Here is a 23,577-nt window from a genome sequence, read left to right on the forward strand (position 1 = left end):
ACCATGCCAAAGCGCATTCTGCAGGGCACCGTCGTCAGCGACAAGAACGAGAAGACGGTTGTCGTCAAGGTCGAACGGCGCTTCACGCATCCCGTGATGAAGAAGACCGTGCGCATGACCAAGAAGTACAAGGCGCACGACGAGAACAACGCCCACAAGGTCGGCGATCAGGTGTTCATCCAGGAATCGAAGCCGATTTCCAAGGACAAGCGCTGGGTCGTGGTGTCTTCGGACCAGGCCTGATCAGGGCCAACGAAACGAATTTTGGACAGACCGGGGAGGGGTGAGAAACCCGTCCCGTTAGAAAAGAAGAAGGCGGCCAGTCATGATTCAGATGCAAACAAACCTCGACGTCGCGGATAATTCCGGCGCCCGTCGTGTCATGTGCATCAAGGTGCTGGGCGGCTCGAAGCGGAAATACGCTTCCGTGGGCGACATCATCGTGGTGTCGATCAAGGAAGCCATCCCGCGCGGCCGCGTCAAGAAGGGCGATGTGATGAAGGCGGTCGTGGTTCGCACGGCCAAGGACATCCGCCGCCCGGACGGCAGCGTGATCCGTTTCGACAAGAACGCAGCCGTTCTCGTCGACAACAAGAAAGAGCCGATCGGCACGCGTATCTTCGGACCGGTTCCGCGCGAACTCCGCGCCAAGAACCACATGAAGATCATCTCGCTCGCGCCTGAAGTGCTGTAAGGAGCCGGACCAATGCAGAAGATTAGAAAAGGCGACAAGGTCGTCGTGCTGGCCGGCAAGGACAAGGGCCGTTCGGGCGAAGTCCTCTCGGTACAGCCGAAGGACGACACCGCGCTGGTGCGCGGCGTCAACCTGATCCGTCGTCACCAGAAGCAGTCCCAGTCCCAAGAGGGCGGGATCATCACCAAGGAAGCGCCGATCCAGCTGTCGAACATCGCGCTGGCCGACCCCAAGGATGGCAAGCCGACCCGGGTCGGCTTCATCTTCCAGAAGGACGGCAAGAAGGTGCGCGTCGCCAAGCGCTCGGGAGAAGTCATCAATGGCTAAGGCTCAAACCAAGCAGGCAACTGCCCAGAACACGCCGCGCCTCAAGCAGGTCTACAACGAGACCATCCGCAAGGCGCTGCAGGAGCAGTTCGGCTACGAGAACGAGATGCAGGTTCCGCGCATCGACAAGATCGTGCTGAACATGGGCGTCGGCGAGGCGACCGGCGATTCGAAGAAGCCTTCGATCGCGGCGGAAGACCTTGCGATGATCGCCGGCCAGAAGGCCGTCGTCACCCGCGCCCGCAACTCGATCGCCGGCTTCAAGGTCCGCGAGAAGATGCCGATCGGCGCCAAGGTCACGCTGCGCAAGGAACGCATGTACGAGTTCCTCGACCGCCTCGTGAACATCGCACTGCCGCGCGTCCGCGACTTCCGCGGACTTAATCCGAAGAGCTTCGATGGCCGTGGCAACTATGCCATGGGCATCAAGGAACACATCGTGTTTCCGGAGATCAACTACGACAAGGTTGATCAGATCTGGGGCATGGACGTCATCGTTTGTACGACTGCGAAGACGGACGACGAAGCCAGGGCATTGCTCAAGGCCTTCAACTTCCCCTTCCGCCAGTAACGGCAGCGAGAAAAGGAAAAATCTGAAATGGCAAAGACCAGCTCAGTCGAGAAGAACAACAGGCGCCGCAAGCTTGCGGACCAGTTCGCTGCCAAGCGCGAGGTGCTCAAGGCGATCATCATGGATCAGTCCAAGCCGATGGAAGAGCGCTTCCGCGCCCAGCTGAAGCTTTCGGCGCTGCCGCGCAACTCGGCCAAGACCCGCATCCGCAACCGCTGCGAAGTCACCGGACGTCCGCGTGCCTATTATCGCAAGCTCAAAGTATCGCGTATCGCGCTTCGTGATCTCGGCAATAACGGCCAGATCCCGGGCCTGGTCAAGTCGAGCTGGTAAGGAGGACATAACATGTCATTGAGCGATCCTCTCGGCGATATGCTGACCCGCATCCGCAACGCGTATGGCCGCAAGAAGTCGAGCGTTTCGACGCCGGCCTCGCGCCTGCGTACCCGCGTCCTCGACGTGCTGAAGGCGGAAGGCTATATCCGCGACTACAGCCAGACCGACTTCGACAACGGCAAGTCCGAAATCGAGATCGAGCTGAAGTATTTCGATGGTGCGCCGGTGGTGCGCGAAATCGCTCGGGTCTCGAAGCCCGGCCGCCGCGTCTACGTTTCGGCCAAGTCGATACCGCACGTCGCCAACGGCCTCGGCATCGCCATCCTTTCGACGCCGAAGGGCGTGATGGCCGACCACGAAGCGCGTGAACAGAATGTCGGCGGGGAAATCCTCTGCCAGATCTTCTGATCTGGTATGTGACCCGGTTGGAAACAGGTTTTCGGGATCTAGTCCCGAAAGCCGAGACCTGAAACAAGAGAAGTGACGAGGACAACAAAATGTCTCGTATTGGAAAGAAACCCGTTTCGCTGCCGCAGGGCGTGACCGCGACCGTCAACGGCCAGACCGTGACGGCGAAGGGTCCGAAGGGCGAGCTGAAGTTCGTGGTGAACGACGAAGTGCTGGTCAAGATGGAAGGCAGCGAGATCGCTGTCCAGCCGCGCGACCAGACCAAGACTGCCCGTTCCAAGTGGGGCATGTCACGCACGCAGATCGTCAACATCCTGCAGGGCGTCAAGGACGGCTTCGAAAAGAAGCTCGAGATCACCGGCGTCGGCTATCGTGCCGCCATGCAGGGCAAGAACCTGCAGCTGGCGCTCGGCTTCAGCCATGACGTCGTCTACGAGACGCCGCAGGGCGTGACGATTTCGGTGCCGAAGCCGACGGAAATCACGGTGACCGGCATCGATAAGCAGCAGGTCGGCCAGGTTGCCGCCGAGATCCGCGAGTATCGCAGCCCCGAGCCCTACAAGGGCAAGGGTGTCCGCTATGCCGGCGAGAAGATCGTCCGCAAGGAAGGCAAGAAGAAGTAATTTTAACGCCGCGGGGAGCGGTCGCGGGAGGCTCGTCCTACCGCATATGGTTGCCCCCGTTTTTTGAAGGCAAGGAACTGATATCATGGGCTCGAAAGAATCCACCCAACGCCGCGCCCAGCGCGTCCGCCGCCAGATCAAGAAGGTTGCCGGCGATCGTCCGCGCTTGTCGGTCCATCGCACATCGAAGAACATCTATGTCCAGGTGATCGACGACGCCAAGGGCCACACCATCGCGGCTGCTTCGACGCTCGAGAAGGAGCTCAAGGGCTCGCTCAAGACCGGCGCCGACACGGCGGCCGCCGCTGCCATCGGCAAGCTGATCGCCGAGCGTGCCTCGAAGGCCGGCGTCAAGGAAGTCGTCTTCGACCGCGGCGCCTACATCTACCACGGCCGTGTCAAGGCGCTTGCCGAGGCTGCCCGTGAAGGTGGTCTGAGCTTCTAAAAACGAAATTCGCCCCCGGCGACCCACAGAGGCGCCGGATATCATCATCAACCGTGCTTCCGGAAAAAAACAAGGAACAGGATATGGCACAGGAACGTAGGGATGGCGGCCGCGGCCGTGATCGCGAAGAGCGCGACGACGGCATGGTCGACAAGCTTGTCCACATCAACCGTGTCGCCAAAGTCGTCAAGGGCGGCCGGCGCTTCGGCTTTGCGGCACTTGTTGTCGTCGGCGACCAGAAGGGCCGCGTCGGCTTCGGCCACGGCAAGGCGCGCGAAGTGCCGGAGGCGATCCGTAAGGCGACCGAATCGGCCAAGCGCGACATGATCTTCGTGCCGCTGCGCTCAGGCCGCACGCTGCACCACGACGTCGAGGGACGCTGGGGCGCGGGACGCGTTCTGCTGCGCGCCGCCAAGCAAGGTACCGGCATCATCGCCGGCGGCCCGATGCGCGCCGTTTTCGAAACGCTCGGCATGCATGACGTGGTCGCCAAGTCGATGGGTTCTTCGAACCCCTACAACATGGTTCGCGCCACGTTCGACGCGCTGAAGAGCCAGATGCATCCGAAGGATGTGGCTGCTGCGCGCGGCATCAAGTACTCGACTCTTCAGGCCCGCCGCGGCACCGCCGTTGCGGCTGAAGAATAGTCGACGCTGACCAGGGATTTGACCATGGCCAAGAAAGCAACCAAGACCATCACCGTCGAGCAGATCGGTTCGCCGATCCGCCGGCCGAAGGAGCAGCGCGCAACGCTGGTCGGCCTCGGCCTCAACAAGATGCACAAGCAGCGCACGCTGGAGGATACGCCCTCGGTGCGCGGCATGATCGCTGCCGTCCAGCATCTCGTCCGCGTCGTGGACGAGGGCTGAACCAGAGCGCAGGAGAACCCAGATGAAACTCAATGATCTGCGTGACAAGGACGGCGCGACGCACTCCAAGAAGCGTCTGGGCCGTGGCATCGGCTCCGGTTCGGGCAAGACCGCCGGTCGCGGCGTCAAGGGCCAGAAGGCGCGCTCCGGCGTCGCCGTCAACGGCTTCGAGGGTGGCCAGATGCCGCTCTACCGCCGCCTGCCGAAGCGCGGCTTCAACAATATCTTCGCCAAGAGCTTCACCGTCGTGTCGCTGGCCCGCATCCAGGCGGCGCTCGATGCCAAGAAGCTCGACGCCAAGACAGTTGTAACGGCCGAGGCGCTGGTTGCGGCTGGCGTCATCCGTCGCGTCAAGGACGGCGTGCGCATCCTTTCAGACGGCGACATCAAGGCCAAGCTTGCCTTCGACGTGGCCGGAGCCTCCAAGGCCGCGATCGAGAAGATCGAAAAGGCCGGCGGCTCGGTGAAGCTGCCTGAGAAGGCAGCCGCCGAGTAACGGCAATTTGAAGCACGGCCGGCAAAGGTGGAATTCGGTTTTGCCTGCGGTCGTGCTTTGATCCGACAGATGTGACGGCCGCATCAACGCGGCCGCTTGCATGTTTGCAGTCCGGAGCTTATCTCGTGAGTTTCGGTGACACGCGCCGCCTGAGCTGCGGGCATCGAGCGTGACCAAGCGGAGAATCAGGCATGGCTTCGGCTGCTGAACAACTAGCCTCGAATCTGAATTTTTCGGCCTTCGCCAAAGCCGAGGATCTGAAGAAGCGCATCTGGTTCACCATCGGCGCGCTGCTCGTCTACCGTCTTGGCACCTATATCCCGCTGCCCGGCATCAATCCGGACGCCTTTGCCCACGCCTTCTCGTCGCAGAGCAAGGGCGTGCTTGGCATGTTCAATATGTTTGCAGGCGGTGCCGTGCAGCGCATGGCGATCTTTGCCCTCGGCATCATGCCCTATATCTCCGCCTCCATCATCATGCAGCTGATGACCTCGGTCATTCCGTCGCTGGAAGCGCTGAAGAAGGAAGGCGAGCAGGGCCGCAAGATTATCAACCAGTATACGCGCTACGGGACCGTGCTTCTGGCGTTGGTCCAGGCCTACGGCATTTCGGTCGGGCTCGAGGGCGGAAACGGCATCGTCAACGATCCCGGCATCTTTTTCCGCATCTCGACCGTCGTCACGCTGGTCGGCGGCACCATGTTTCTGATGTGGCTCGGCGAGCAGATCACCGCCCGCGGCATCGGCAACGGCATTTCGCTGATCATCTTCTCCGGCATTGTCGCCGGCCTGCCGCGCGCCATCTCCGGTACCTTGGAGCTAGGCCGCACCGGAGCGCTGTCGACCGGCCTGATCCTGGCGATCATCATGCTCGCCATTATCGTTATCGGCCTGATCGTCTTTTTCGAGCGCGCCCAGCGCCGCCTGCTGATTCAGTACCCCAAGCGCCAGGTCGGCAATCGCATGTTCCAGGGCGATACCTCGCATCTGCCGCTGAAGCTCAACACATCCGGCGTCATTCCGCCGATCTTCGCTTCGTCGCTATTGCTGCTGCCGGCGACCGTCGCCGGTTTCTCGCAGACGACGAACATGCCCGCTTGGGCCAGCACCATCCTGGCGTCGCTCGGTCATGGCCAGCCGCTCTACATGGCCTTCTACGCGGCGATGATCGTGTTCTTCGCCTTCTTCTACACGGCGATCGTCTTCAACCCGAAGGACACCGCGGACCAATTGAAGAAGCATTCGGGCTTCATCCCGGGCTATCGCCCGGGCGAGCGCACCGCGGACTATATCGACTATGTGCTCACCCGCATCACCGTCGTCGGCGCCATCTATCTGGTGCTGGTGTGTCTGCTGCCCGAGTTCCTGATTTCAGCGACTGGCGTACCGTTCTACCTTGGTGGCACTTCGCTCCTGATCGTGGTCAGTGTAACGCTCGATACGGTGGCGCAGATTCAGGGTCACCTGATCGCGCACCAGTATGAGGGCCTGATCAAGAAGTCGAAGCTGCGCGGGGGGAAAAAGGCCAGATGAGGTTGATATTGCTTGGACCGCCGGGGGCGGGCAAGGGGACACAAGCACTGAGACTGGTAGAACGACACGGCATCCCACAGCTTTCCACGGGGGACATGCTGCGTGCTGCTGTTCAGGCCGGCACCGAAGTCGGCAAGCGCGCCAAAGCGGTGATGGACGCTGGCGAACTGGTGTCCGACGCTATCGTCAACGCCATTGTGGCCGAGCGCATCGATCAAGCTGATTGCGCAAACGGCTTCATCCTTGACGGGTATCCCCGAACTCTGGTGCAAGCGGACGCCGTTGAGGAAATGCTGTCGGATCGCGGACTGGAGCTAGATGCGGTCATCGAATTTGTCGTCGATGACAAGGCGCTGGTTGGCCGAATCGTCAAGCGCGCCGAAGAAGCCAAGGCCGCAGGCCTGCCGGTGCGCAAGGACGACAGTCCAGCGGTGTTCGAAGAACGCTTGAGGGAATATTACAAGAAAACCTCGCCGCTGATCGGCTACTACTACGCCAAGGGTAAACTCAGGGGCGTCGATGGCATGGCCGACATCGATGCGGTGACGCAGCAGATCGAGGCGGTGCTCAGGGCGACGACCCGGCGGGTTGGCCAGGCGGCCGGCTAGAGAATCGAACGATTGCGCTTGACTGGAGCGGTCCGCTGGGGTATGGCGGCCCGTCTTCCTATCAGGCATGAGGCTTGCTTGTCCGCAAGGGCAAGGCAGGCCGCTTTGAACTGGAAACTCCCGCAAGGGCCGGCCTCCACCGGACGCGGGGCAACTTGAAGCGCCGGCTCGCCCGGCCTATATGGAGAAGAGAAGAACATGGCTCGTATAGCCGGCGTCAACATTCCGACCAACAAGCGCGTTGTCATTGCGCTTCAATACATTCACGGCATTGGCAAGAAGTTCGCCCAGGAGATCGTCGACAAGGTCGGCATCCCGGCCGAGCGCCGCGTCAACCAACTGACCGACGCGGAAGTGCTGCAGATCCGCGAGACCATCGACCGCGACTACCAGGTCGAGGGCGACCTGCGCCGCGAAGTGTCGATGAACATCAAGCGGCTCATGGACCTCGGCTGCTACCGCGGCCTGCGTCACCGTCGCTCGCTGCCGGTTCGTGGCCAGCGCACGCACACCAATGCGCGCACCCGTAAGGGCCCGGCCAAGTCGATTGCCGGAAAGAAGAAGTAATTTAGGGCAGTAAGGGGGTAGGGCAGTAAGGCAATAGGGACGGCAGACATACTGCCCTACTGCCATATTCCCCTACTACCTTCTCCCTGGTGGAGCCGCTGGCATTACGGCGGTGTAGAGATCAACTGAAAGGACTATCATGGCCAAGGAAGCCGCTCGTGTTCGCCGTCGCGAACGCAAGAATATCTCGTCGGGCGTTGCCCACGTCAATTCGACCTTCAACAACACGATGATCACCATCACCGACGCACAGGGCAATTCGATTGCCTGGTCGTCGGCCGGAGCCCAGGGCTTCAAGGGATCGCGCAAGTCGACCCCTTTCGCTGCCCAGATGGCTGCCGAAGATGTTGCCAAGAAGGCTCAGGAACACGGCATGCGCATGCTCGAGGTCGAGGTCTGTGGACCCGGCTCCGGTCGTGAATCGGCGTTGCGCGCACTGCAGGCAGCAGGGTTCACCATCACCTCGATCCGTGATGTGACGCCGATCCCGCACAACGGCTGCCGTCCGCGCAAGAAGCGCCGCGTCTAAAGAATTTACCGAACGCCGCGCGAGCGCCTCAAGGGCGCTCCTCCACGGCATTCCAGGTCGCCCGCCACGATTGGATGGTGGCGGGACAACGGAAGGAAAGCACTATGATCCAGAAAAATTGGCAAGAACTGATCAAGCCGAACAAGATCGAGTTCTCGTCGAAGAAGAAGACGCTGACCACGCTGGTCGCCGAGCCGCTCGAGCGCGGCTTCGGCCTCACCCTAGGCAACGCGCTGCGCCGCGTGCTTCTGTCTTCGCTGCGTGGCGCGGCTGTAACCGCCGTGCAGATCGACGGCGTTCTGCATGAATTCTCGTCCATCGCCGGCGTCCGCGAGGACGTGACCGACATCGTTTTGAACATCAAGGAAATCGCCATCCGCATGGAAGGCGACGGCCCCAAGCGCATGGTCGTCCGCAAGCAGGGACCGGGCGCGGTTCTCGCCGGCGACATCCAGACGGTCGGCGACGTCGAGATCCTCAATCCCGACCACGTCATCTGCACGTTGGACGAAGGCGCTGAAATCCGCATGGAATTCACCGTCGATACCGGCAAGGGCTATGTGCCGGCCGACCGTAACCGCGCCGAGGACGCGCCGATCGGGCTGATCCCCGTCGACAGCCTATATTCGCCGGTCAAGAAGGTCTCCTACAAGGTCGAGAACACCCGCGAGGGCCAGGTTCTCGACTATGACAAGCTGACCATGACCATCGAGACCGACGGTTCGATTTCGGGCGAGGACGCGGTGGCCTTCGCCGCTCGCATCCTGCAGGACCAGCTCGGCCTGTTCGTCAATTTCGACGAGCCGCAGAAGGAAGTCGCTGCCGAACAGGTTACCGAGCTTGCCTTCAACCCGGCGCTGCTCAAGAAGGTCGACGAACTCGAGCTTTCGGTGCGTTCGGCCAACTGCCTGAAGAACGATAACATCGTCTATATCGGCGATCTGATCCAGAAGACCGAAGCCGAGATGCTGCGCACCCCGAACTTCGGCCGCAAATCGCTGAACGAGATCAAGGAAGTCCTGGCGGCGATGGGCCTTCATCTCGGCATGGAAGTGCCGGACTGGCCGCCGGAAAACATCGAAGACCTCGCCAAGCGTTACGAAGATCAATATTAAGCATGATCCCGAACCGAAGGTCAGCGCAGCAAAAAGTTGCAGACTTTTCGGACAAGATCATGCGGCTAACCAACTGAGGCTCAGGCCTCTTGAAACCGCAATGAAGGAGAAGAGCCATGCGCCACGGATTTAAAGGCCGCCGGTTCGCCCGCAGCATAAGCCATCGCAAGTCGATGTTTGCCAACCTTGCCGTGTCGCTTATCGAGCACGAGCAGATCCTCACCACGCTGCCGAAGGCGAAGGATTTGCGTCCGATCGTCGAAAAGCTGGTGACGCTCGGCAAGCGCGGCGACCTGCACGCCCGCCGCCAGGTTATTGCCCAGATCGGCAATGAAGGCGTCGTCAAGCGCCTGTTCGATACCATCGCGCCGCGCTACGCCACCCGCAACGGCGGCTATCTGCGCATCATGAAGGCCGGCTTCCGCCACGGTGACAATGCCGCAATGGCCGTCATCGAATTCGTCGACCGCGACACCTCTGCCAAGGGCGCCGGCGATCGCGCCCGCATCGAGGCCGAAGGCACCGAAGAGGAAGCCGCAGCCGCATAAGGCTTGGCTTTTCTGAGTGAGTTTAAGGGGCCTGCGGCCCCTTTTTCATTGGGGCGGCTACCTCTTGCCGAGCAAAGTTGAGGTAGTTTCTTCCGCTTATTGACTTCCAATCAATCGCCTTTGCTATTTGCTCGATTGCGGGATGCGAATAGGAATAAACACTGTCGATCTCCGTTCGGTGATCGATATCGCTTATCAATTGGGACACAGTCACGCCGTTCAGATATTTTTCGGCGTCCCGATCTTCGATGAAGTCGGTATCAACGCGGAAATAAATCTGGATCGGACCCGCGCAGATGTTCAGGTCGATGTCGTTCCTCGATGCGATGTAGAAGACCATAGCTTCTTCTGGTGTCCACAGGCCCGCGTTCAGGAATTCCGATGGCTTTGTTCTGCTGTCGAACCCATCCATTGAAAGAGCAAATTGGTCGGTTATGCGCTCGGTCTTGCCGCGGATGGCATGCACATGTTCGATCTGAAACCAATTCAGATCGTGAGGCGGCTCGTTATCAAAGGAAGCTTCGAGCTGACCATATATCCAATAGACGGGAATCGTCTCGGCATACTTGGTGATCCAATCATCCGGCGCGCCGAACGCTTCGGCAATTTCGATCATTTTCATGCCGGGGATAACAGGCCCCAAAGTGCCGGTCATCAAAAAATCACGGAGTGAAACGAGCTGTTTTTCATTTGCCGACACGGCTTTCCGGTTTCACCTCGACCTATAACCGCTTTGCCGCCCAAAATAATCGGATTTCAGCGGCTTAGCCTTTCATTTTGCACAATCGTCAGGACAATGGCGCCCGACTTGGAGGATTCGGAATGCGCGTTAAACGGCTGTCCCTTGTTCTGATCTGCGCCTTGATGGCGCTGGCCATCGTGCCGGCGGCCAGGCACGCGCTGGCGGAGGAGAACAAGCCAGACCCCGGTTTGTCCGACGTGCTGACGGATCTATTGCATGGCGTCGAAGGCGAAAACGCCACTTCCGGCCCTGACAAGCGCGTGCCGTTCGGCCGCGAGGAGGTGCAACTGTCCTTCGCGCCGCTGGTCAAGCAGACAGCGCCGGCCGTGGTCAATGTCTACGCCTCGCAAACCGCCAAGGTGACGTCGCCCTTCGACGGCGATCCGTTCTTCGAGGAGTTCTTCGGCCGCTCGCAGCCGCGCGCGCAGTCTTCGCTCGGTTCGGGGGTGCTGGTCGATCCCACCGGCGTCGTGGTCACCAATTTCCACGTCGTCAAGAACGCTGACCAGGTCAAGGTAGCGACCGCCGACGGGCGCGAATTCGACAGCAAGGTGCTGCTCAAGGATGAGACGCTCGACCTCGCCGTGCTCAAGATTTCTTCTGACAAGCCGTTCCCGGTGATCGCTATCGGCGATTCCGACGCGCTCGAGGTCGGCGATCTGGTGCTGGCGATCGGCAATCCGTTCGGTGTCGGCCAGACCACCACCAGCGGCATCATTTCGGCCGTGGCGCGCAGCCATATCGGCGTCTCCGATTCCAGCTTCTTCATCCAGACCGACGCCGCCATCAACCCCGGCAATTCCGGTGGCGCGCTGGTCAACATGGGAGGGCAGCTGATCGGCATCAACACGGCGATCTATAGCCGTAGCGGCGGCTCGATCGGCATCGGCTTTGCCATCCCTTCGAACATGGTCCGCGCTTTCGCCGATGCGGCCAAGGCCGGGCTCGACTTCTTCGAGCGGCCGTATGCAGGTGCCGAGTTCGAGGCGGTGACGCCGCAGATTGCCGAATCGCTCGGCATTGACAAACCGACCGGTGCGCTGGTTTCTTCGGTCGAAGAGGCGGGACCCGCCGCCAAGGCAGGGCTCAAGCCGGGCGACGTAGTGCTGTCGCTCAACGGCAAGCCGGTCGAGAGCGTCGGGGCGCTGGACTACCGCATGGCGACGCTGTCGATTGGTACGAATGCCAGCTTCGGCGTTCTGAGCAAGGGTCAGCAGGCGACGATGGACATCGCGCTGGAACGGCCGCCTGAGGGCGCCAAAGCTGCGGAACTCACATTGCGCGGCCGCAGCCCGTTCTCCGGTGCCAAGGTTGCTGAACTGTCGCCACGGCTTGCCCAACGGCTCGGTCTGCGCACCGATGTCAAAGGCGTCACCGTGGTCGACATCAACCGCGATTCGCCCGCTGCCGATTTTGGCTTCCAGCCAGGCGACATCGTGCGTGAGGTCAATGGCCTGACGATCGACAAGGCGGCGACCCTGGAACAGGTAGCCCAGCAGGATACGCGCTGGTGGCGCTTTACCGTCGAGCGCGGCGGGCAGATACTGCGCCAGGTGTTGCGTTACTGAGCCCGACCGTCAGCATGATCGGACTCCAGGCAGAAGAAGTTGCATGGCCGATCTGTTCAGTGTCGACGAACCGGAAAAGACGCCGCCCGGCAGGCCGCTGGCGGACCGTCTGCGCCCGAAGAACCTCGGCGAGGTCGTCGGCCAGGAGCATCTGACCGGACCCGACGGCGCGCTGACGCGGCTGATCGGCTCCGGCTCGCTCGGCTCGATGATCTTCTGGGGCCCGCCCGGCACCGGCAAGACGACGGTCGCACGGCTGCTTGCCGGCGAGACAAGCCTCGCCTTCGAACAGATCTCGGCCGTGTTTTCCGGCGTTGCCGACCTGAAGAAAGTGTTCGAGGCAGCGAAGCTGCGCCGCTCGAACGGCCGCCAGACGCTGCTGTTCGTCGACGAGATCCATCGCTTCAACCGCGCCCAGCAGGACAGTTTTCTGCCCGTGATGGAAGACGGCACCGTCGTGCTGGTCGGCGCCACCACGGAGAATCCATCCTTCGAGCTTAACGCCGCGCTTTTGTCGCGCGCGCGTGTGCTGGTCTTTCACTCACTCGGCGAGGACAGTATCGCCAAGCTGCTGGCGCGGGCCGAAGAGGCAGAGGGCAGGGCGCTGCCGCTCGATGAAGACGCGCGGGCGATGCTCATCCGCATGAGCGACGGCGACGGCCGCGCGGCGCTGACGCTCGCCGAAGAGGTCTGGCGCGCAGCGAAATCAAAGGAGGTGTTCGGCGCCGAAGCTCTGCAGCGCATCGTCCAGCGCCGCGCGCCGATCTACGACAAGGGACAGGACGGCCACTACAATTTGATCTCCGCCTTGCACAAATCGGTGCGCGGCTCCGACCCCGACGCGGCACTCTACTATCTCGCCCGCATGTTCGACGCCGGCGAAGATCCGCTTTATCTCGGGCGCCGGTTGGTGCGCATGGCGATGGAGGATATCGGGCTGGCCGACCCGCAGGCGCTCGTCGTCGCTAACGCCGCCAAGGACGCCTATGACTATCTGGGCTCGCCCGAGGGCGAACTGGCCTTCGCCGTGGCGACCGTCTATCTCGCCACCGCGCCGAAATCCAATGCAGTCTATACCGCGTTCAAGGCCGCCACACAGGCGGCGAAGGAATTCGGTTCGCTGCTGCCGCCCAAGCACATTCTCAATGCTCCGACCAAGCTGATGAAACAGGAAGATTACGGCGCCGGCTATCGCTACGACCACGACGAGCCCGACGCTTTTTCCGGCCAGGACTATTTTCCGGAGAAGATGGGAAGGCAGACATTCTACGACCCGCCCGAGCGCGGCTTCGAGCGCGATATCAGGAAGCGGCTGGATTATTGGGCGAAGCTGCGCAGCGAGCGGGAAAAGTAGCTGCCAGTCGCACACTGGTGTGATCGCCGTTGTCTGGCGGGATAAAAAACCCTATCAAGATGCGCCTTCGGCCGGCGGACAGGCCAGAAACGTACCGACGATATTCAGAACGGAATCGCGCCTGGCGCGTGGAAAAATGACAAAAAGAACTCGCAAGACCCTCCGGAAGTTCGCCATAGCGATCCCGCTGCTGGCGCTCGGCTTCTATTTCATTCCCATCCTGACGACAATTTTCATTGTCCTCGGCCTGATCGACGTGTTGCGCAACGACAACAAGAACTGGGCCCTGTTCAGTGGTTATTTCCTCGGCAACGGCATCTTCACCTGGCTGCTTTCGCCCTTCAATCTGCTGGTCGATCTGCTGTGCTACAGAAACCGCGGTGTCTGGAAACTGGACCAGTTTCCTCCGGACTATCAGCGTGAGGTCAACGAGGTTCTGGACGTCTTCAAAGCGCGCAAGGACGAGATCATCGCCGATATCGACGCCAATTTCGGCAGCGGCCGGCGCGGCATGTATGTCTACCAGTGGTATGGCAAGCACAAAATCGACAACGTTGCCGAATTCAACAAGGATTTCAAATACATCAAGACCATCGCCGTGTCGGTGTTCAGGGGCAGGGAATCGACCTCCTGGCATTTCGGACCGCTGCGGCTCAGCCTGCGCATTCTCTACAATCTTCTCCCGGTGAAGGCCGAGGTTTTCGTCGAGTGCAACAACGCCAGGAACTACTGGCACGACAATCCGCTCTATATTTTCGACGACACGCTGCTGCACCGATCGGTCAACGAATATGATGGGCGCCGCTACTGCGTGTTCATGGACATCATCCGGCCATCGCCATTTCCCGGCATGATTGCCGCTCTTCTCGCCATCGTTTCGGTCAGCGTCGAGCGCATCAATGCCATGTTCTACAAGAACTGGAAGATGATCGGCTCCAGCAAGCCGAAGAAGGCCGGAGCCGCCTGACACCATGGTGTGACCGGCGCGAGGGAGCACGATGTATCATCTGTTGCTTGTCTGCCTTGGTGGCGCGATCGGTGCAATGGCCCGCTTCTTCCTGTCCGGCTTCGTCGCCCGCCGGGTCGGCGAGACCTTTCCCTGGGGCACTATGGCCGTCAATGTCTCGGGAGCGTTTGCAATCGGTGTCGTTGCGCATGCGGTGGCGCGCGACGGCATGCCCGCCATCTGGGCCTTTACCGCTACCGGCGGCCTCGGCTGCTATACCACGGTTTCTTCCTTCAGCCTGCAGACGCTGGCGCTGGCGCGCGAGGGCGAATGGCGGCGCGCCGGCGGAAATGTGCTGCTTTCGGTTTTTCTGAGCCTCGGCGGCGTGACGCTGGGCTTTGCCGCCGGAAGTCTTCTGATTGGCAGCGGGGCGCGGTGAGCGGCCCGCGGAAGCTCCGCCACGACGGGACGGACACTGCCGCGGCAGGGCGTGCGGTGCGCCTCATTGGCCGTCGCAGAACCAACGAAACGGTTCGGCTCTATGCGACCGTGGCCGCAGGCAGCATGATCGGCGGTGTGTTGCGGGCGCTTGCCTCATCGACGAGCACTGCCCTGTGGGGCGCTGGATTTCCCTTCGGCACGCTCCTCGTCAATTTTGTTGGCTCGTTCCTCATCGGCTTCTACGCGACATTGACGGGACCGGATGGTCGCGTCTTCGCCGGTCCGCTGCAACGTCAATTCTTCATGGCCGGCTTCTGCGGCGGCCTGACGACCTTCTCCGCTTTCAGCCTTGAAACACTCATCCTCGCGCAAGGCGGGAGGTTTGTGGCGGCGGGACTCAATATCGCGATCTCCGTGGTGGCCTGGCTTGCCGCCGTCTGGCTTGGCCACATCTTTGCAGTTCGGCTCAACCGGCTGAGAGGGTCCAGGCAATGAAGATACCAACACAGGCACAATTGCTGCGCATCTTTATCGGCGAAAACGACAGGGCAGATGGCCGTCCGCTGTATGAGGTTATTGTGCTGAGGGCCCGCGAAATGCAGATAGCCGGCGCGACCGTCCTGCGCGGCGCGATGGGGTTCGGCCATTCCAGCCGGCTTCACACCACGAAGATCCTCCGCCTATCGGAGGATCTGCCACTCGTCATCGAGATCGTCGATGACGAGGAAAAATTGGCCGCTTTCCTGCCCGTGCTTGAAACAATCATGACAAGTGGTTTGATTACGCTGGAGAAAGTTCAGGTTCTGCAATATGGAACCGACAACGAATAGGCGAGTGAGATTGCGGGTACCGGCGAATGCCGTTGCATGCCTGCAAAACGGCGATTGGAATCATGGCAGGCGTTGAACAGATCACAGTGGACGCCGGCGAGGCGGGCATGCGGCTCGATCGCTGGTTCAAGAGCCATTTCCCCGGTCTCGGTTTCGGTCATCTGCAGAAGCTGCTGCGTTCCGGCCAGATCCGCGTCGACGGCGGCAGGGTGAAGGCCGATACCCGCGTCGAAGCCGGCCAGACGGTGCGTGTGCCGCCGCTCGAAGTGGACAAGAAAGGCGAAAGCCCGCTCACCGGTCATTCGATCCGCAACCAGGGCGACGCCGACGTTTTGGCAAAGATGCTGATCCATGAGGACCCGAAGGTCTTCGTCTTCAACAAGCCGGCCGGCCTGGCAGTGCAGGGCGGCTCGGGCGTCACCCGCAATGTCGACGACATGCTGGAAGCCTGGCGCAACCAGAAGGGCGAGAAGCCGCGCCTGGTGCACCGGCTCGACCGCGATACGTCGGGTGTGCTGGTTGTCGCCCGTACAAGGCTCGCCGCCATGAAGCTCGCCGAAGCGTTCCGGGCGCGTGAGACGAAGAAAACCTACTGGGCACTGGTCAAGGGCGTGCCGCCGAAGCGCGAGGACAAGATCTCGACCTGGCTGATCAAGGAACCGACGCCCGACGGCGATCGTGTGCGTATCGCCAAGCACGGCGAAAAGGGCGCCGATCACGCCGTGTCCTATTACCGCATAGTCGAGCAGGCGGCGCAGACGCTGTCCTGGCTGGAAATGGAACCCTACACCGGGCGCACCCACCAGCTTCGCGTCCATGCCGCCCATATCGGTTGCCCGATCATCGGCGACCCCAAATATTTCGAGGCCGACACCAATTGGGATTTTCCAGGCGGCATGCAGAACCGGCTGCATCTGCACGCGCGCCGCATCGTTATCCCGCATCCCGACAAGGGCTTTGTCGACGTCACCGCACCGATGCCGCCGCATATGCGCCAGAGCTGGAACCTGCTCGGTTTCGACGAGCAGAGTGCCGAGGACTAGCGCTGGTGGGCGTCGCCACAGAAACCCTCGACCGCCGTGACGCGGTCGATCTGGCGGCAGCCGCCATCATGGTTGGGCTGACTTTTTCCTGGGGGCTGAACTACGTCGCCGCCAAGATCTCCTATGCCGGCTACGATCCCGTTTTCCTGTCGATCGCCCGCTCGGTGATCGGCGGCTTGTGTGTTTTCGGCTGGTGCCGCTGGCGCGGCATTGCGCTGTTCACGCCCGACAAGACCCTCGTCGCCGGCATTCTGGCCGGCGCGCTTTTCGGTTTCGAGTTCCTGTTTCTCTATGTCGGGCTCGAGCACACCACTGTCGTGCGCAACACTTTGCTGGTCAACACCATGCCGTTCTGGATGCTGGTCGGCGGTCATTTCCTGCTGGGCGAAAGCATCACGGTACGCAAGCTCGTTGGTCTTCTGCTCGCTTTCGCCGGACTGATCGCGGTGTTTTCAGATAAACTGAGCGCCAATGGCGGCGCAACATTGGGCGGCGATTTGCTCAGTCTCGGTGCCGGCATTCTGTGGGCCGTGACCAATATCGTCATCAAGCGGTCGAAGCTGGTGACGGCCAGCGCCGAAAAGCTGCTGCTCTATCAGCTGGCCGGAGCCGCCGTCATCGGCATTTTGGTGATGCCTTTTGCCGGGCCGCCGGTCCGCAGCTTTGCCGTTCTGCCGACCTTGGCGCTGTTGTTCCAGGCCGTCTACGTCGTCGCCTTCACCTATGTGCTGTGGTTCTGGCTGCTGCGGCGCTACCCTGCATCTGGACTGTCGAGCTTCACTTTCCTGTCGCCGGTGTTTGGTGTGCTGTGCGGCGCCGTGTTCTTGAATGAGCCGCTGACCGTTCGTATCTTCCTGGCACTCGCCCTGATCGCGGCTGGTCTCATCATCGTCAACCGGCCGGTCCGAAAACAAAGTCCCGGATGAGCATGCGCGATATATTGAACGACCTCGAAGCTGGAAAGCAGCTCTCCGATCCGGACCCGGTGCGTCGCGCCCAGATCCAGATGAAGACGCCGCTGCCGAAGCGCTTCTACAAGACCGTCGCGGTAGCACCGGTCGAAGACGGTTTTGCCGTCCATCTCGATGGCAAGCCCGTCCGCACGCCGGCCAAGGCGCTGCTGGCGCTGCCGACCGAAAAGGCGGCTGCTCTGGTCGCCGAGGAATTCGCCGCACAGGAGGAGACCATCAACCCGGTGACGATGCCGGTGATGCGTCTGGTCAATACGGCAATCGATGGCGTCGCCAGTGATCCCCAGGCCGTGCTGGAGGACATCCTGCGCTTTGCCTCGTCCGATCTGCTCTGCTACCGCGCCGATGCGCCCCAAGGACTCGTCGACCGGCAGAACGAGCTTTGGGATCCGGTCATCGACTGGGTGCGCAGCGCTCTCGGCGCCCGGTTCCATCTTGCCGTAGGCGTGATCCATGTCGAACAGCCGCGCGAGAGTATCGCGCTGCTTGGCCAGCATCTTGCCCAACGTGCCGATCCGCTGCGCCTTGCCGCCATCCACGTCATGACGTCGCTGACCGGATCGGCGCTGCTGGCGCTGGCCGTCGACTTCGGCGAGCTCGACGGCGAGGCGGCCTGGGCTGCCGGTCATGTCGACGAGGACTGGCAGGCCGAGCAATGGGGCCATGATGCCGAGGCCTTCGCGCACCGCGCGGCCCGCAAGCACGACATGATGGCGGCAGTCACGCTGCTCGAAGCTCTCAAAGGCTGACCGCACCGTCGTTTCTATTTCGCACTGCACATTAGACCAAAGTCATAATCCCAAAGACGGTCTGCCTCTGGACGGCGCTTTCTGTCATTTTTTTGCACCGGTGGCTGCACTGAGTCTGTGTTGCGAGGAAACGCGGACGATGACGCGCAGCATCGAGGACTGACGGAATCACACGGGAGGACACGCTCATGGCAATGGCATCGACCGCCGGCAAAACAAGCCGCGGCATGACGCGCGAGGAGAAGAAGGTCATCTTCGCCTCCTCGCTCGGCACCATTTTCGAATGGTACGATTTCTATCTCTACGGTGCATTGGCGGCCGCGATCGGCACGGCATTCTTCAACTCTTATCCGGAAACAACGAGAAACATCTTCGTGCTTCTGGCGTTCGCCGCAGGCTTCATCGTTCGCCCGCTCGGTGCCCTGGTGTTTGGCCGCATCGGCGATCTCGTCGGCCGCAAGTACACATTTCTTGTCACCATCATGATCATGGGTCTGTCGACCTTCCTGGTCGGCCTGCTTCCCGGCTCCGCCAGTTGGGGCATTGCCGCGCCGATCATGCTGATTGCACTCCGTCTGCTGCAGGGTCTGGCGCTTGGCGGCGAATATGGCGGCGCCGCGACCTACGTCGCCGAGCACGCTCCAGATGACCGCCGTGGCTTCTACACCTCATGGATCCAGACCACCGCAACGCTCGGCCTGTTCCTGTCGCTGATCGTGATTCTGATTGTGCAGAATTCCCTCAGCAAGGAAGATTTCACAGCTTGGGGCTGGCGCATTCCGTTCCTGGTTTCCGCGGTGCTGCTCGCCATCTCGGTCTGGATTCGCCTGTCACTTGCCGAGTCTCCGACCTTCCAGCGTATGAAGGCCGAGGGCAAAGGCTCCAAGGCACCCCTGTCCGAAGCCTTCGGCCAGTGGAAAAACGCCAAGATCGCATTGCTGGCACTGCTTGGCCTTACCGCTGGCCAAGCCGTGGTCTGGTACAACGGCCAGTTCTACGCGCTGTTCTTCCTGCAGAACGTGCTCAAGGTCGATCCGCAGTCGGTCAACATCATGATCGCGATCGCGCTGGCGCTTGGCACCATCTTCTTTGTCGTATTCGGCTGGCTCTCCGACAAGATCGGCCGCAAACCGATCATCATGGCGGGATTGGCGCTGGCGATCGTCACCACCTTTCCACTGTTCAAGGCACTGACCCGCGCCGCTAATCCCACTCTAGCTACCGCGCAGGAAAATGTTCGAGCAACCGTCACCGCGGCACCGGGCGACTGCAGTTTCCAGTTCAATCTTACCGGAACATGGAAATTCACCAGCTCGTGCGATGTGGCCACGGCATTCCTTGCGAAGAGTTCCGTGCCATACGATGTGGTCACGACAGCCGCGCCCGGAACGGCTGCAACGGTCAAGATTGGCAACGAAACGGCTGAAGCCTATGACGCGGTCGCGGCTGGCGACCAGTTGAAGGCCAAGGAGACAGCCTTCGGCAAGGCAATCAATATCGCCTTACAGGATGGAGGTTATCCTCTAAAGCGTGCGGCATCGAAAGTGGCCGACCAGAAGCTCGACGCTTTTGTGGCTGCCAATCCCGAGCTTAAACTCGATGCCACCGCGATTCGTGCCGGCGAAAAAACAACCGTCCCGACAGACAAGGCAGTCGCGGACAAGATCCTGACCAAGGAAGAAGCGGCTGGCGCAACCGAGGTGACAGTCTACAACATTCCCGCTTCCGGCGCTTTTGCCATGTTCGCGGATCCGGCGCAGATCAACTGGCCGCTGACCATCGGCATCCTGTTCATCCTGGTTCTGTACGTGACCATGGTTTACGGGCCGATTGCTGCGATCCTGGTCGAGATGTTCCCGACGCGCATCCGCTACACCGGCATGTCGCTGCCTTACCACATTGGCAATGGCTGGTTTGGCGGTTTACTGCCGGTGACCGTCTTCGCGCTGAGCGCGGCTAAGGGCAACATCTACTACGGCCTCTGGTATCCGGTCGCCGTTGCAGCGATGTCGCTGATCATCGGCATGATCTTCATCAGGGATACGCTCGGAACGGACCTGCACACCAAACAGTAGCCGGCCTGTCCGGTTCAAAGCAAAGCCCGGCGCGAGCGATCGCGCCGGGCTTTTCCAATCTATCAAGTGCATGGAGGGGAAGGGCTTAGCTCTTCCGATCCTGGTTCGCTTCCTCGATCGCTGCCTCATGATACCAGGCACTTCCGAAATCCGTGCGGTTGCGCAACGAAGCAAGTTCTGCCGCGAACTTAGCCTTTCCGCTTAAATTTGAGGCAGAAGCGCGCGCTGCCACCGGGAACATCAGGATTTTGGCCGACTGACGAGTGGAAGTGATTTCCATTGTCGGTTTCCTTTCTTCGACAGAACCTTGCCGATTCAACCTTTCCCCAACATAGGTTCAGCAATCGAAATAGGCAATATGATTACGAAAAGATCAGTACTTGCATATTATTTGTGCAAAATGTGCTTGTGGATGATCCGAACGCAGCATGACAGCGGACCAGCGATTTTGGGCGGATACAACCTCACTTTTGCCGCATCCATCGCCGGCGAGAATGGCACACGAATTGCATTTTAGTAATCCGGCAGGTCGGCTGCTGGATAGGCCGGCTCGCCCCGGCGCCATCCAGGGTTCGGTGATCAAGCAACGAGAGGCTAGAATGACGAAATACAAGCTCGAGTACATTTGGCTCGATGGATACACCCCGGTTCCCAATCTTCGCGGAAAGACGCAGGTCAAGGACTACGCCGAGTTTCCGACGCTCGACCAGCTTCCGCTGTGGGGCTTCGACGGTTCTTCGACCATGCAGGCCGAGGGCCACAGCTCCGACTGCGTTTTGAAGCCGGTCGCCGTTTATCCGGATCCCGCCCGCACTAATGGCGCGCTCGTCATGTGCGAGGTCATGATGCCGGACGGCGTCACGCCGCATGCGTCCAACAAACGCGCCACCATCCTCGACGACGAGGGCGCCTGGTTCGGCTTCGAGCAGGAGTATTTCTTCTACAAGGACGGCCGCCCGCTCGGCTTCCCCGAGAGCGGCTATCCGGCGCCGCAAGGCCCGTACTATACCGGCGTCGGCTACAGCAATGTCGGCTCCGTCGCCAGGCAGATCGTCGAGGAGCATCTCGACCTTTGCCTTGCCGCCGGCATCAACCATGAAGGCATCAACGCCGAAGTGGCCAAAGGCCAGTGGGAATTCCAGATCTTCGGCAAGGGCTCCAAGAAGGCCGCCGACCAGATGTGGATGGCACGCTATTTGATGCAGCGCCTGACCGAGAAATACGGCATCGACATCGAATATCACTGCAAGCCGCTCGGCGACACCGACTGGAACGGCTCGGGCATGCATGCCAACTTCTCGACAGCCTATATGCGCGAAGTCGGCGGCAAGGCGTATTTCGAAGCGCTGATGGCGGCTTTCGACAAGAACCTGATGGATCACATCGCCGTCTACGGGCCGGACAACGACAAGCGTTTGACCGGCAAGCACGAGACCGCGCCGTGGAACAGGTTCAGCTATGGCATCGCCGATCGCGGTGCCTCGATCCGCGTGCCGCACTCCTTCATCAACAACGGCTACAAGGGCTATCTCGAAGATCGCCGGCCGAATTCGCAGGGCGACCCCTACCAGATCGCCTCGCAGATATTGAAGACGATCGCCTCCGTCCCGACCAGCGCCGAGGTTTCGGCAGCGGCTTGAGCATTCGTCATGGCGTGGACCTCAGGTCTGCGCTGTGACTTTCTCTCCAATCGCACCACAATAAAAAACCCCGGCGTCTCTGCCGGGGTTTTTTCTATTGGCTGCAACGATCCGGATCACACCGAATAATACATATCGTATTCGACCGGATGCGGGGTCATTTCGAAGCGCATTACCTCGGCCATCTTGAGCTCGATATAGCTGTCGATCTGGTCGTCGTCGAATACGCCGCCGGCCTTCAGGAAGCCGCGGTCCTTGTCGAGGCTCTGCAAAGCCTCGCGCAGCGAGCCGCAGACGGTCGGGATTTTCTTCAATTCCTTCGGCGGCAGGTCGTAGAGATCCTTGTCCATCGGCTGTCCCGGGTGGATCTTGTTTTTGATGCCGTCGAGGCCGGCCATCAGCATGGCGGCGAAGGCGAGATAGGGGTTGGCGCCCGGATCGGGGAAGCGGACCTCGACGCGCTTGGCCTTCGGTGACGAGCCGAACGGAATGCGGCACGAGGCCGAGCGGTTGCGTGCCGAATAGGCGAGCAGCACCGGCGCTTCATAGCCCGGCACCAGGCGCTTGTAGGAGTTGGTGAGCGGGTTGGTGAAGGCGTTGATCGCCTTCGCATGCTTGATGATGCCACCGATGTAGAACAGGCAGCTCTCAGACAGGCCGGCATATTCGTTGCCGGCGAAAGTCGGCTTGCCTTCCTTCCAGATCGACTGGTGGACATGCATGCCCGAGCCATTGTCGCCGAACACCGGCTTCGGCATGAAGGTGGCCGTCTTGCCATACGCATTGGCGACCTGGTGCACGACATATTTGTAGATCAGCATCTTGTCGGCGTTGCGGACCAGCGTGTCGAACTTGATGCCGAGCTCGTGCTGTGCGGCGGCCACTTCGTGGTGGTGCTTTTCGACGCGCACGCCCATCTCGGCGAGCACGGTGAGCATTTCCGAGCGCATGTCCTGCGCCGAATCGACCGGCGGCACCGGGAAATAGCCGCCCTTGATGCGCGGCCGATGACCGAGGTTGCCGGTCTCGTAGTCGGTGTCGTCATTGGACGGCAGTTCGGTCGAATCCAGCCTGAAGCCGGTGTTGTAAGGATCGGCCTTGTACTTGACGTCGTCGAACACGAAGAACTCGGCTTCAGGACCGACGAAGATTTGGTCGCCGATGCCTTCGGCCTTCATGTAGGCCTCGGCTTTTTTTGCGGTGCCGCGCGGGTCGCGATTGTAGGACTCCCCGGAGATCGGATCGAGGATGTCGCACAGGATGACCATGGTCGACTGCGCGAAGAACGGGTCCATATGCACCGTATCGGAATCCGGCATCAGCACCATGTCGGACTCGTTGATCGCCTTCCAGCCAGCGATCGAGGAACCATCGAACATGACGCCATCGGCAAACATGTCTTCCTCGACCTCGACGACATCCATCGTAACGTGCTGCAGTTTGCCCTTCGGATCGGTGAAGCGCAGATCGACGAACTTAACGTCGTTGTCCTTGATCTGCTTCATGATGTCTTTGGCTGTCGTCATGTCCCTGCTTCCCTATGTGATGAC

General features: G+C 60.8%; 31 protein-coding genes. 28 read left to right on the top strand and 3 right to left on the bottom strand.

Annotation, left to right across the window (positions count from 1 at the left end; all coding sequences use genetic code 11):
- Positions 1–3: 3 nt before the first annotated feature.
- The 17 genes from rpsQ (at position 4) to rplQ (ending at position 9,668) form a co-directional block, all read left to right on the top strand.
- Positions 4–243, top strand: a complete 240-nt coding sequence (rpsQ, locus tag NKH99_RS11085) for a 30S ribosomal protein S17 (protein ID WP_023675136.1) — start codon at positions 4–6, stop codon at positions 241–243.
- An 82-nt stretch (positions 244–325) separates the two neighbouring features.
- Entirely contained in the window at positions 326–694 is a 369-nt protein-coding gene (gene rplN / locus NKH99_RS11090; protein WP_006205457.1) for a 50S ribosomal protein L14, read from the top strand.
- A gap of 12 nt (positions 695–706) precedes the next feature.
- Positions 707–1,021 (top strand): 50S ribosomal protein L24, encoded by a 315-nt coding sequence (gene rplX / locus NKH99_RS11095; protein ID WP_254817150.1) that lies wholly within the window; start codon positions 707–709, stop codon positions 1,019–1,021.
- Entirely contained in the window at positions 1,014–1,592 is a 579-nt protein-coding gene (gene rplE / locus NKH99_RS11100; RefSeq protein ID WP_008875670.1) for a 50S ribosomal protein L5, read from the top strand. Before rplX ends, rplE begins: the two co-directional genes overlap by 8 nt.
- A gap of 27 nt (positions 1,593–1,619) precedes the next feature.
- The gene (gene rpsN / locus NKH99_RS11105; RefSeq protein ID WP_352451046.1) at positions 1,620–1,925 is read left to right on the top strand and encodes a 30S ribosomal protein S14; all 306 of its coding nucleotides are present in this window, start codon (positions 1,620–1,622) and stop codon (positions 1,923–1,925) included.
- Between the two features lie 12 nt (positions 1,926–1,937).
- Positions 1,938–2,336 (top strand): 30S ribosomal protein S8, encoded by a 399-nt coding sequence (gene rpsH, locus NKH99_RS11110; RefSeq protein ID WP_006205453.1) that lies wholly within the window; start codon positions 1,938–1,940, stop codon positions 2,334–2,336.
- Positions 2,337–2,425: 89 nt separating this feature from the next.
- Positions 2,426–2,959, top strand: a complete 534-nt coding sequence (rplF, locus tag NKH99_RS11115) for a 50S ribosomal protein L6 (protein ID WP_023675133.1) — start codon at positions 2,426–2,428, stop codon at positions 2,957–2,959.
- Positions 2,960–3,044: 85 nt separating this feature from the next.
- On the top strand, positions 3,045–3,404 hold the full coding sequence (rplR, locus tag NKH99_RS11120; protein WP_023675132.1) for a 50S ribosomal protein L18: 360 nt from the start codon (positions 3,045–3,047) through the stop codon (positions 3,402–3,404).
- Positions 3,405–3,487: 83 nt separating this feature from the next.
- A complete protein-coding gene (rpsE, locus tag NKH99_RS11125) occupies positions 3,488–4,051 on the top strand; it encodes a 30S ribosomal protein S5 (RefSeq protein ID WP_006333394.1) in 564 nt (187 codons plus the stop codon).
- A 24-nt stretch (positions 4,052–4,075) separates the two neighbouring features.
- Positions 4,076–4,273, top strand: coding sequence for a 50S ribosomal protein L30 (rpmD, locus tag NKH99_RS11130; protein ID WP_006205449.1), 198 nt, complete (start codon positions 4,076–4,078; stop codon positions 4,271–4,273).
- A 22-nt stretch (positions 4,274–4,295) separates the two neighbouring features.
- Positions 4,296–4,769, top strand: a complete 474-nt coding sequence (rplO, locus tag NKH99_RS11135; protein WP_292660428.1) for a 50S ribosomal protein L15 — start codon at positions 4,296–4,298, stop codon at positions 4,767–4,769.
- Positions 4,770–4,960: 191 nt separating this feature from the next.
- A complete protein-coding gene (gene secY, locus NKH99_RS11140; protein WP_352614180.1) occupies positions 4,961–6,301 on the top strand; it encodes a preprotein translocase subunit SecY in 1,341 nt (446 codons plus the stop codon).
- Positions 6,298–6,909 carry an adenylate kinase gene (locus NKH99_RS11145; protein ID WP_352471809.1) on the top strand — a complete coding sequence of 204 codons (612 nt, stop codon included), beginning with the start codon at positions 6,298–6,300 and terminating at the stop codon, positions 6,907–6,909. Before secY ends, NKH99_RS11145 begins: the two co-directional genes overlap by 4 nt.
- Positions 6,910–7,107: 198 nt before the next feature.
- Complete coding sequence (gene rpsM, locus NKH99_RS11150) at positions 7,108–7,476, top strand: 30S ribosomal protein S13 (protein WP_006205445.1); 369 nt, start codon at positions 7,108–7,110, stop codon at positions 7,474–7,476.
- Between the two features lie 139 nt (positions 7,477–7,615).
- A complete protein-coding gene (gene rpsK / locus NKH99_RS11155; protein WP_006205444.1) occupies positions 7,616–8,005 on the top strand; it encodes a 30S ribosomal protein S11 in 390 nt (129 codons plus the stop codon).
- A 104-nt stretch (positions 8,006–8,109) separates the two neighbouring features.
- Complete coding sequence (locus NKH99_RS11160) at positions 8,110–9,120, top strand: DNA-directed RNA polymerase subunit alpha (RefSeq protein ID WP_023675128.1); 1,011 nt, start codon at positions 8,110–8,112, stop codon at positions 9,118–9,120.
- Between the two features lie 116 nt (positions 9,121–9,236).
- The gene (gene rplQ, locus NKH99_RS11165; protein WP_023675127.1) at positions 9,237–9,668 is read left to right on the top strand and encodes a 50S ribosomal protein L17; all 432 of its coding nucleotides are present in this window, start codon (positions 9,237–9,239) and stop codon (positions 9,666–9,668) included.
- A 22-nt stretch (positions 9,669–9,690) separates the two neighbouring features.
- Here the strand turns inward: rplQ and NKH99_RS11170 are convergent, their stop codons facing one another.
- Positions 9,691–10,323: a hypothetical protein gene (locus tag NKH99_RS11170; protein ID WP_353014038.1), complete on the bottom strand. Its 633-nt coding sequence runs from the start codon at positions 10,321–10,323 to the stop codon at positions 9,691–9,693.
- A gap of 167 nt (positions 10,324–10,490) precedes the next feature.
- On the opposite strand from NKH99_RS11170, the gene NKH99_RS11175 reads away from it, so the two are divergent.
- The 10 genes from NKH99_RS11175 (at position 10,491) to NKH99_RS11220 (ending at position 20,387) form a co-directional block, all read left to right on the top strand.
- Positions 10,491–11,978 (top strand): DegQ family serine endoprotease, encoded by a 1,488-nt coding sequence (locus NKH99_RS11175; RefSeq protein ID WP_352502954.1) that lies wholly within the window; start codon positions 10,491–10,493, stop codon positions 11,976–11,978.
- Positions 11,979–12,021: 43 nt separating this feature from the next.
- Positions 12,022–13,332 carry a replication-associated recombination protein A gene (locus tag NKH99_RS11180; protein WP_353014040.1) on the top strand — a complete coding sequence of 437 codons (1,311 nt, stop codon included), beginning with the start codon at positions 12,022–12,024 and terminating at the stop codon, positions 13,330–13,332.
- A gap of 136 nt (positions 13,333–13,468) precedes the next feature.
- The gene (locus NKH99_RS11185; protein WP_352451041.1) at positions 13,469–14,299 is read left to right on the top strand and encodes an aspartyl/asparaginyl beta-hydroxylase domain-containing protein; all 831 of its coding nucleotides are present in this window, start codon (positions 13,469–13,471) and stop codon (positions 14,297–14,299) included.
- A gap of 31 nt (positions 14,300–14,330) precedes the next feature.
- On the top strand, positions 14,331–14,717 hold the full coding sequence (gene crcB / locus NKH99_RS11190; RefSeq protein ID WP_353014043.1) for a fluoride efflux transporter CrcB: 387 nt from the start codon (positions 14,331–14,333) through the stop codon (positions 14,715–14,717).
- Positions 14,718–14,842: 125 nt separating this feature from the next.
- Complete coding sequence (locus NKH99_RS11195) at positions 14,843–15,214, top strand: CrcB family protein (protein ID WP_352766955.1); 372 nt, start codon at positions 14,843–14,845, stop codon at positions 15,212–15,214.
- Complete coding sequence (locus NKH99_RS11200) at positions 15,211–15,549, top strand: DUF190 domain-containing protein (RefSeq protein WP_352451038.1); 339 nt, start codon at positions 15,211–15,213, stop codon at positions 15,547–15,549. Before NKH99_RS11195 ends, NKH99_RS11200 begins: the two co-directional genes overlap by 4 nt.
- Positions 15,550–15,611: 62 nt before the next feature.
- Positions 15,612–16,592 (top strand): RluA family pseudouridine synthase, encoded by a 981-nt coding sequence (locus NKH99_RS11205; protein ID WP_352451037.1) that lies wholly within the window; start codon positions 15,612–15,614, stop codon positions 16,590–16,592.
- Between the two features lie 68 nt (positions 16,593–16,660).
- Complete coding sequence (locus tag NKH99_RS11210) at positions 16,661–17,518, top strand: DMT family transporter (RefSeq protein ID WP_502898883.1); 858 nt, start codon at positions 16,661–16,663, stop codon at positions 17,516–17,518.
- Between the two features lie 2 nt (positions 17,519–17,520).
- Complete coding sequence (locus NKH99_RS11215) at positions 17,521–18,312, top strand: ATP12 family chaperone protein (protein ID WP_353014189.1); 792 nt, start codon at positions 17,521–17,523, stop codon at positions 18,310–18,312.
- Positions 18,313–18,500: 188 nt separating this feature from the next.
- Positions 18,501–20,387 carry an MFS transporter gene (locus NKH99_RS11220; RefSeq protein ID WP_352833527.1) on the top strand — a complete coding sequence of 629 codons (1,887 nt, stop codon included), beginning with the start codon at positions 18,501–18,503 and terminating at the stop codon, positions 20,385–20,387.
- 85 nt (positions 20,388–20,472) lie between these two features.
- On the opposite strand, the gene NKH99_RS11225 is transcribed toward NKH99_RS11220, so the two are convergent.
- Positions 20,473–20,667, bottom strand: coding sequence for a DUF2735 domain-containing protein (locus NKH99_RS11225; protein ID WP_352451032.1), 195 nt, complete (start codon positions 20,665–20,667; stop codon positions 20,473–20,475).
- Between the two features lie 319 nt (positions 20,668–20,986).
- On the opposite strand from NKH99_RS11225, the gene NKH99_RS11230 reads away from it, so the two are divergent.
- Positions 20,987–22,027 (top strand): glutamine synthetase beta-grasp domain-containing protein, encoded by a 1,041-nt coding sequence (locus NKH99_RS11230; protein ID WP_023717535.1) that lies wholly within the window; start codon positions 20,987–20,989, stop codon positions 22,025–22,027.
- Between the two features lie 116 nt (positions 22,028–22,143).
- Here NKH99_RS11230 and glnA read toward each other — a convergent pair whose 3' ends face one another.
- Positions 22,144–23,553, bottom strand: a complete 1,410-nt coding sequence (gene glnA / locus NKH99_RS11235) for a type I glutamate--ammonia ligase (RefSeq protein WP_023675115.1) — start codon at positions 23,551–23,553, stop codon at positions 22,144–22,146.
- Positions 23,554–23,577 lie beyond the last annotated feature (24 nt).

The organism is Mesorhizobium sp. M0854 (genome assembly GCF_040319815.1).
Taxonomy (GTDB): Bacteria; Pseudomonadota; Alphaproteobacteria; order Rhizobiales; family Rhizobiaceae; genus Mesorhizobium.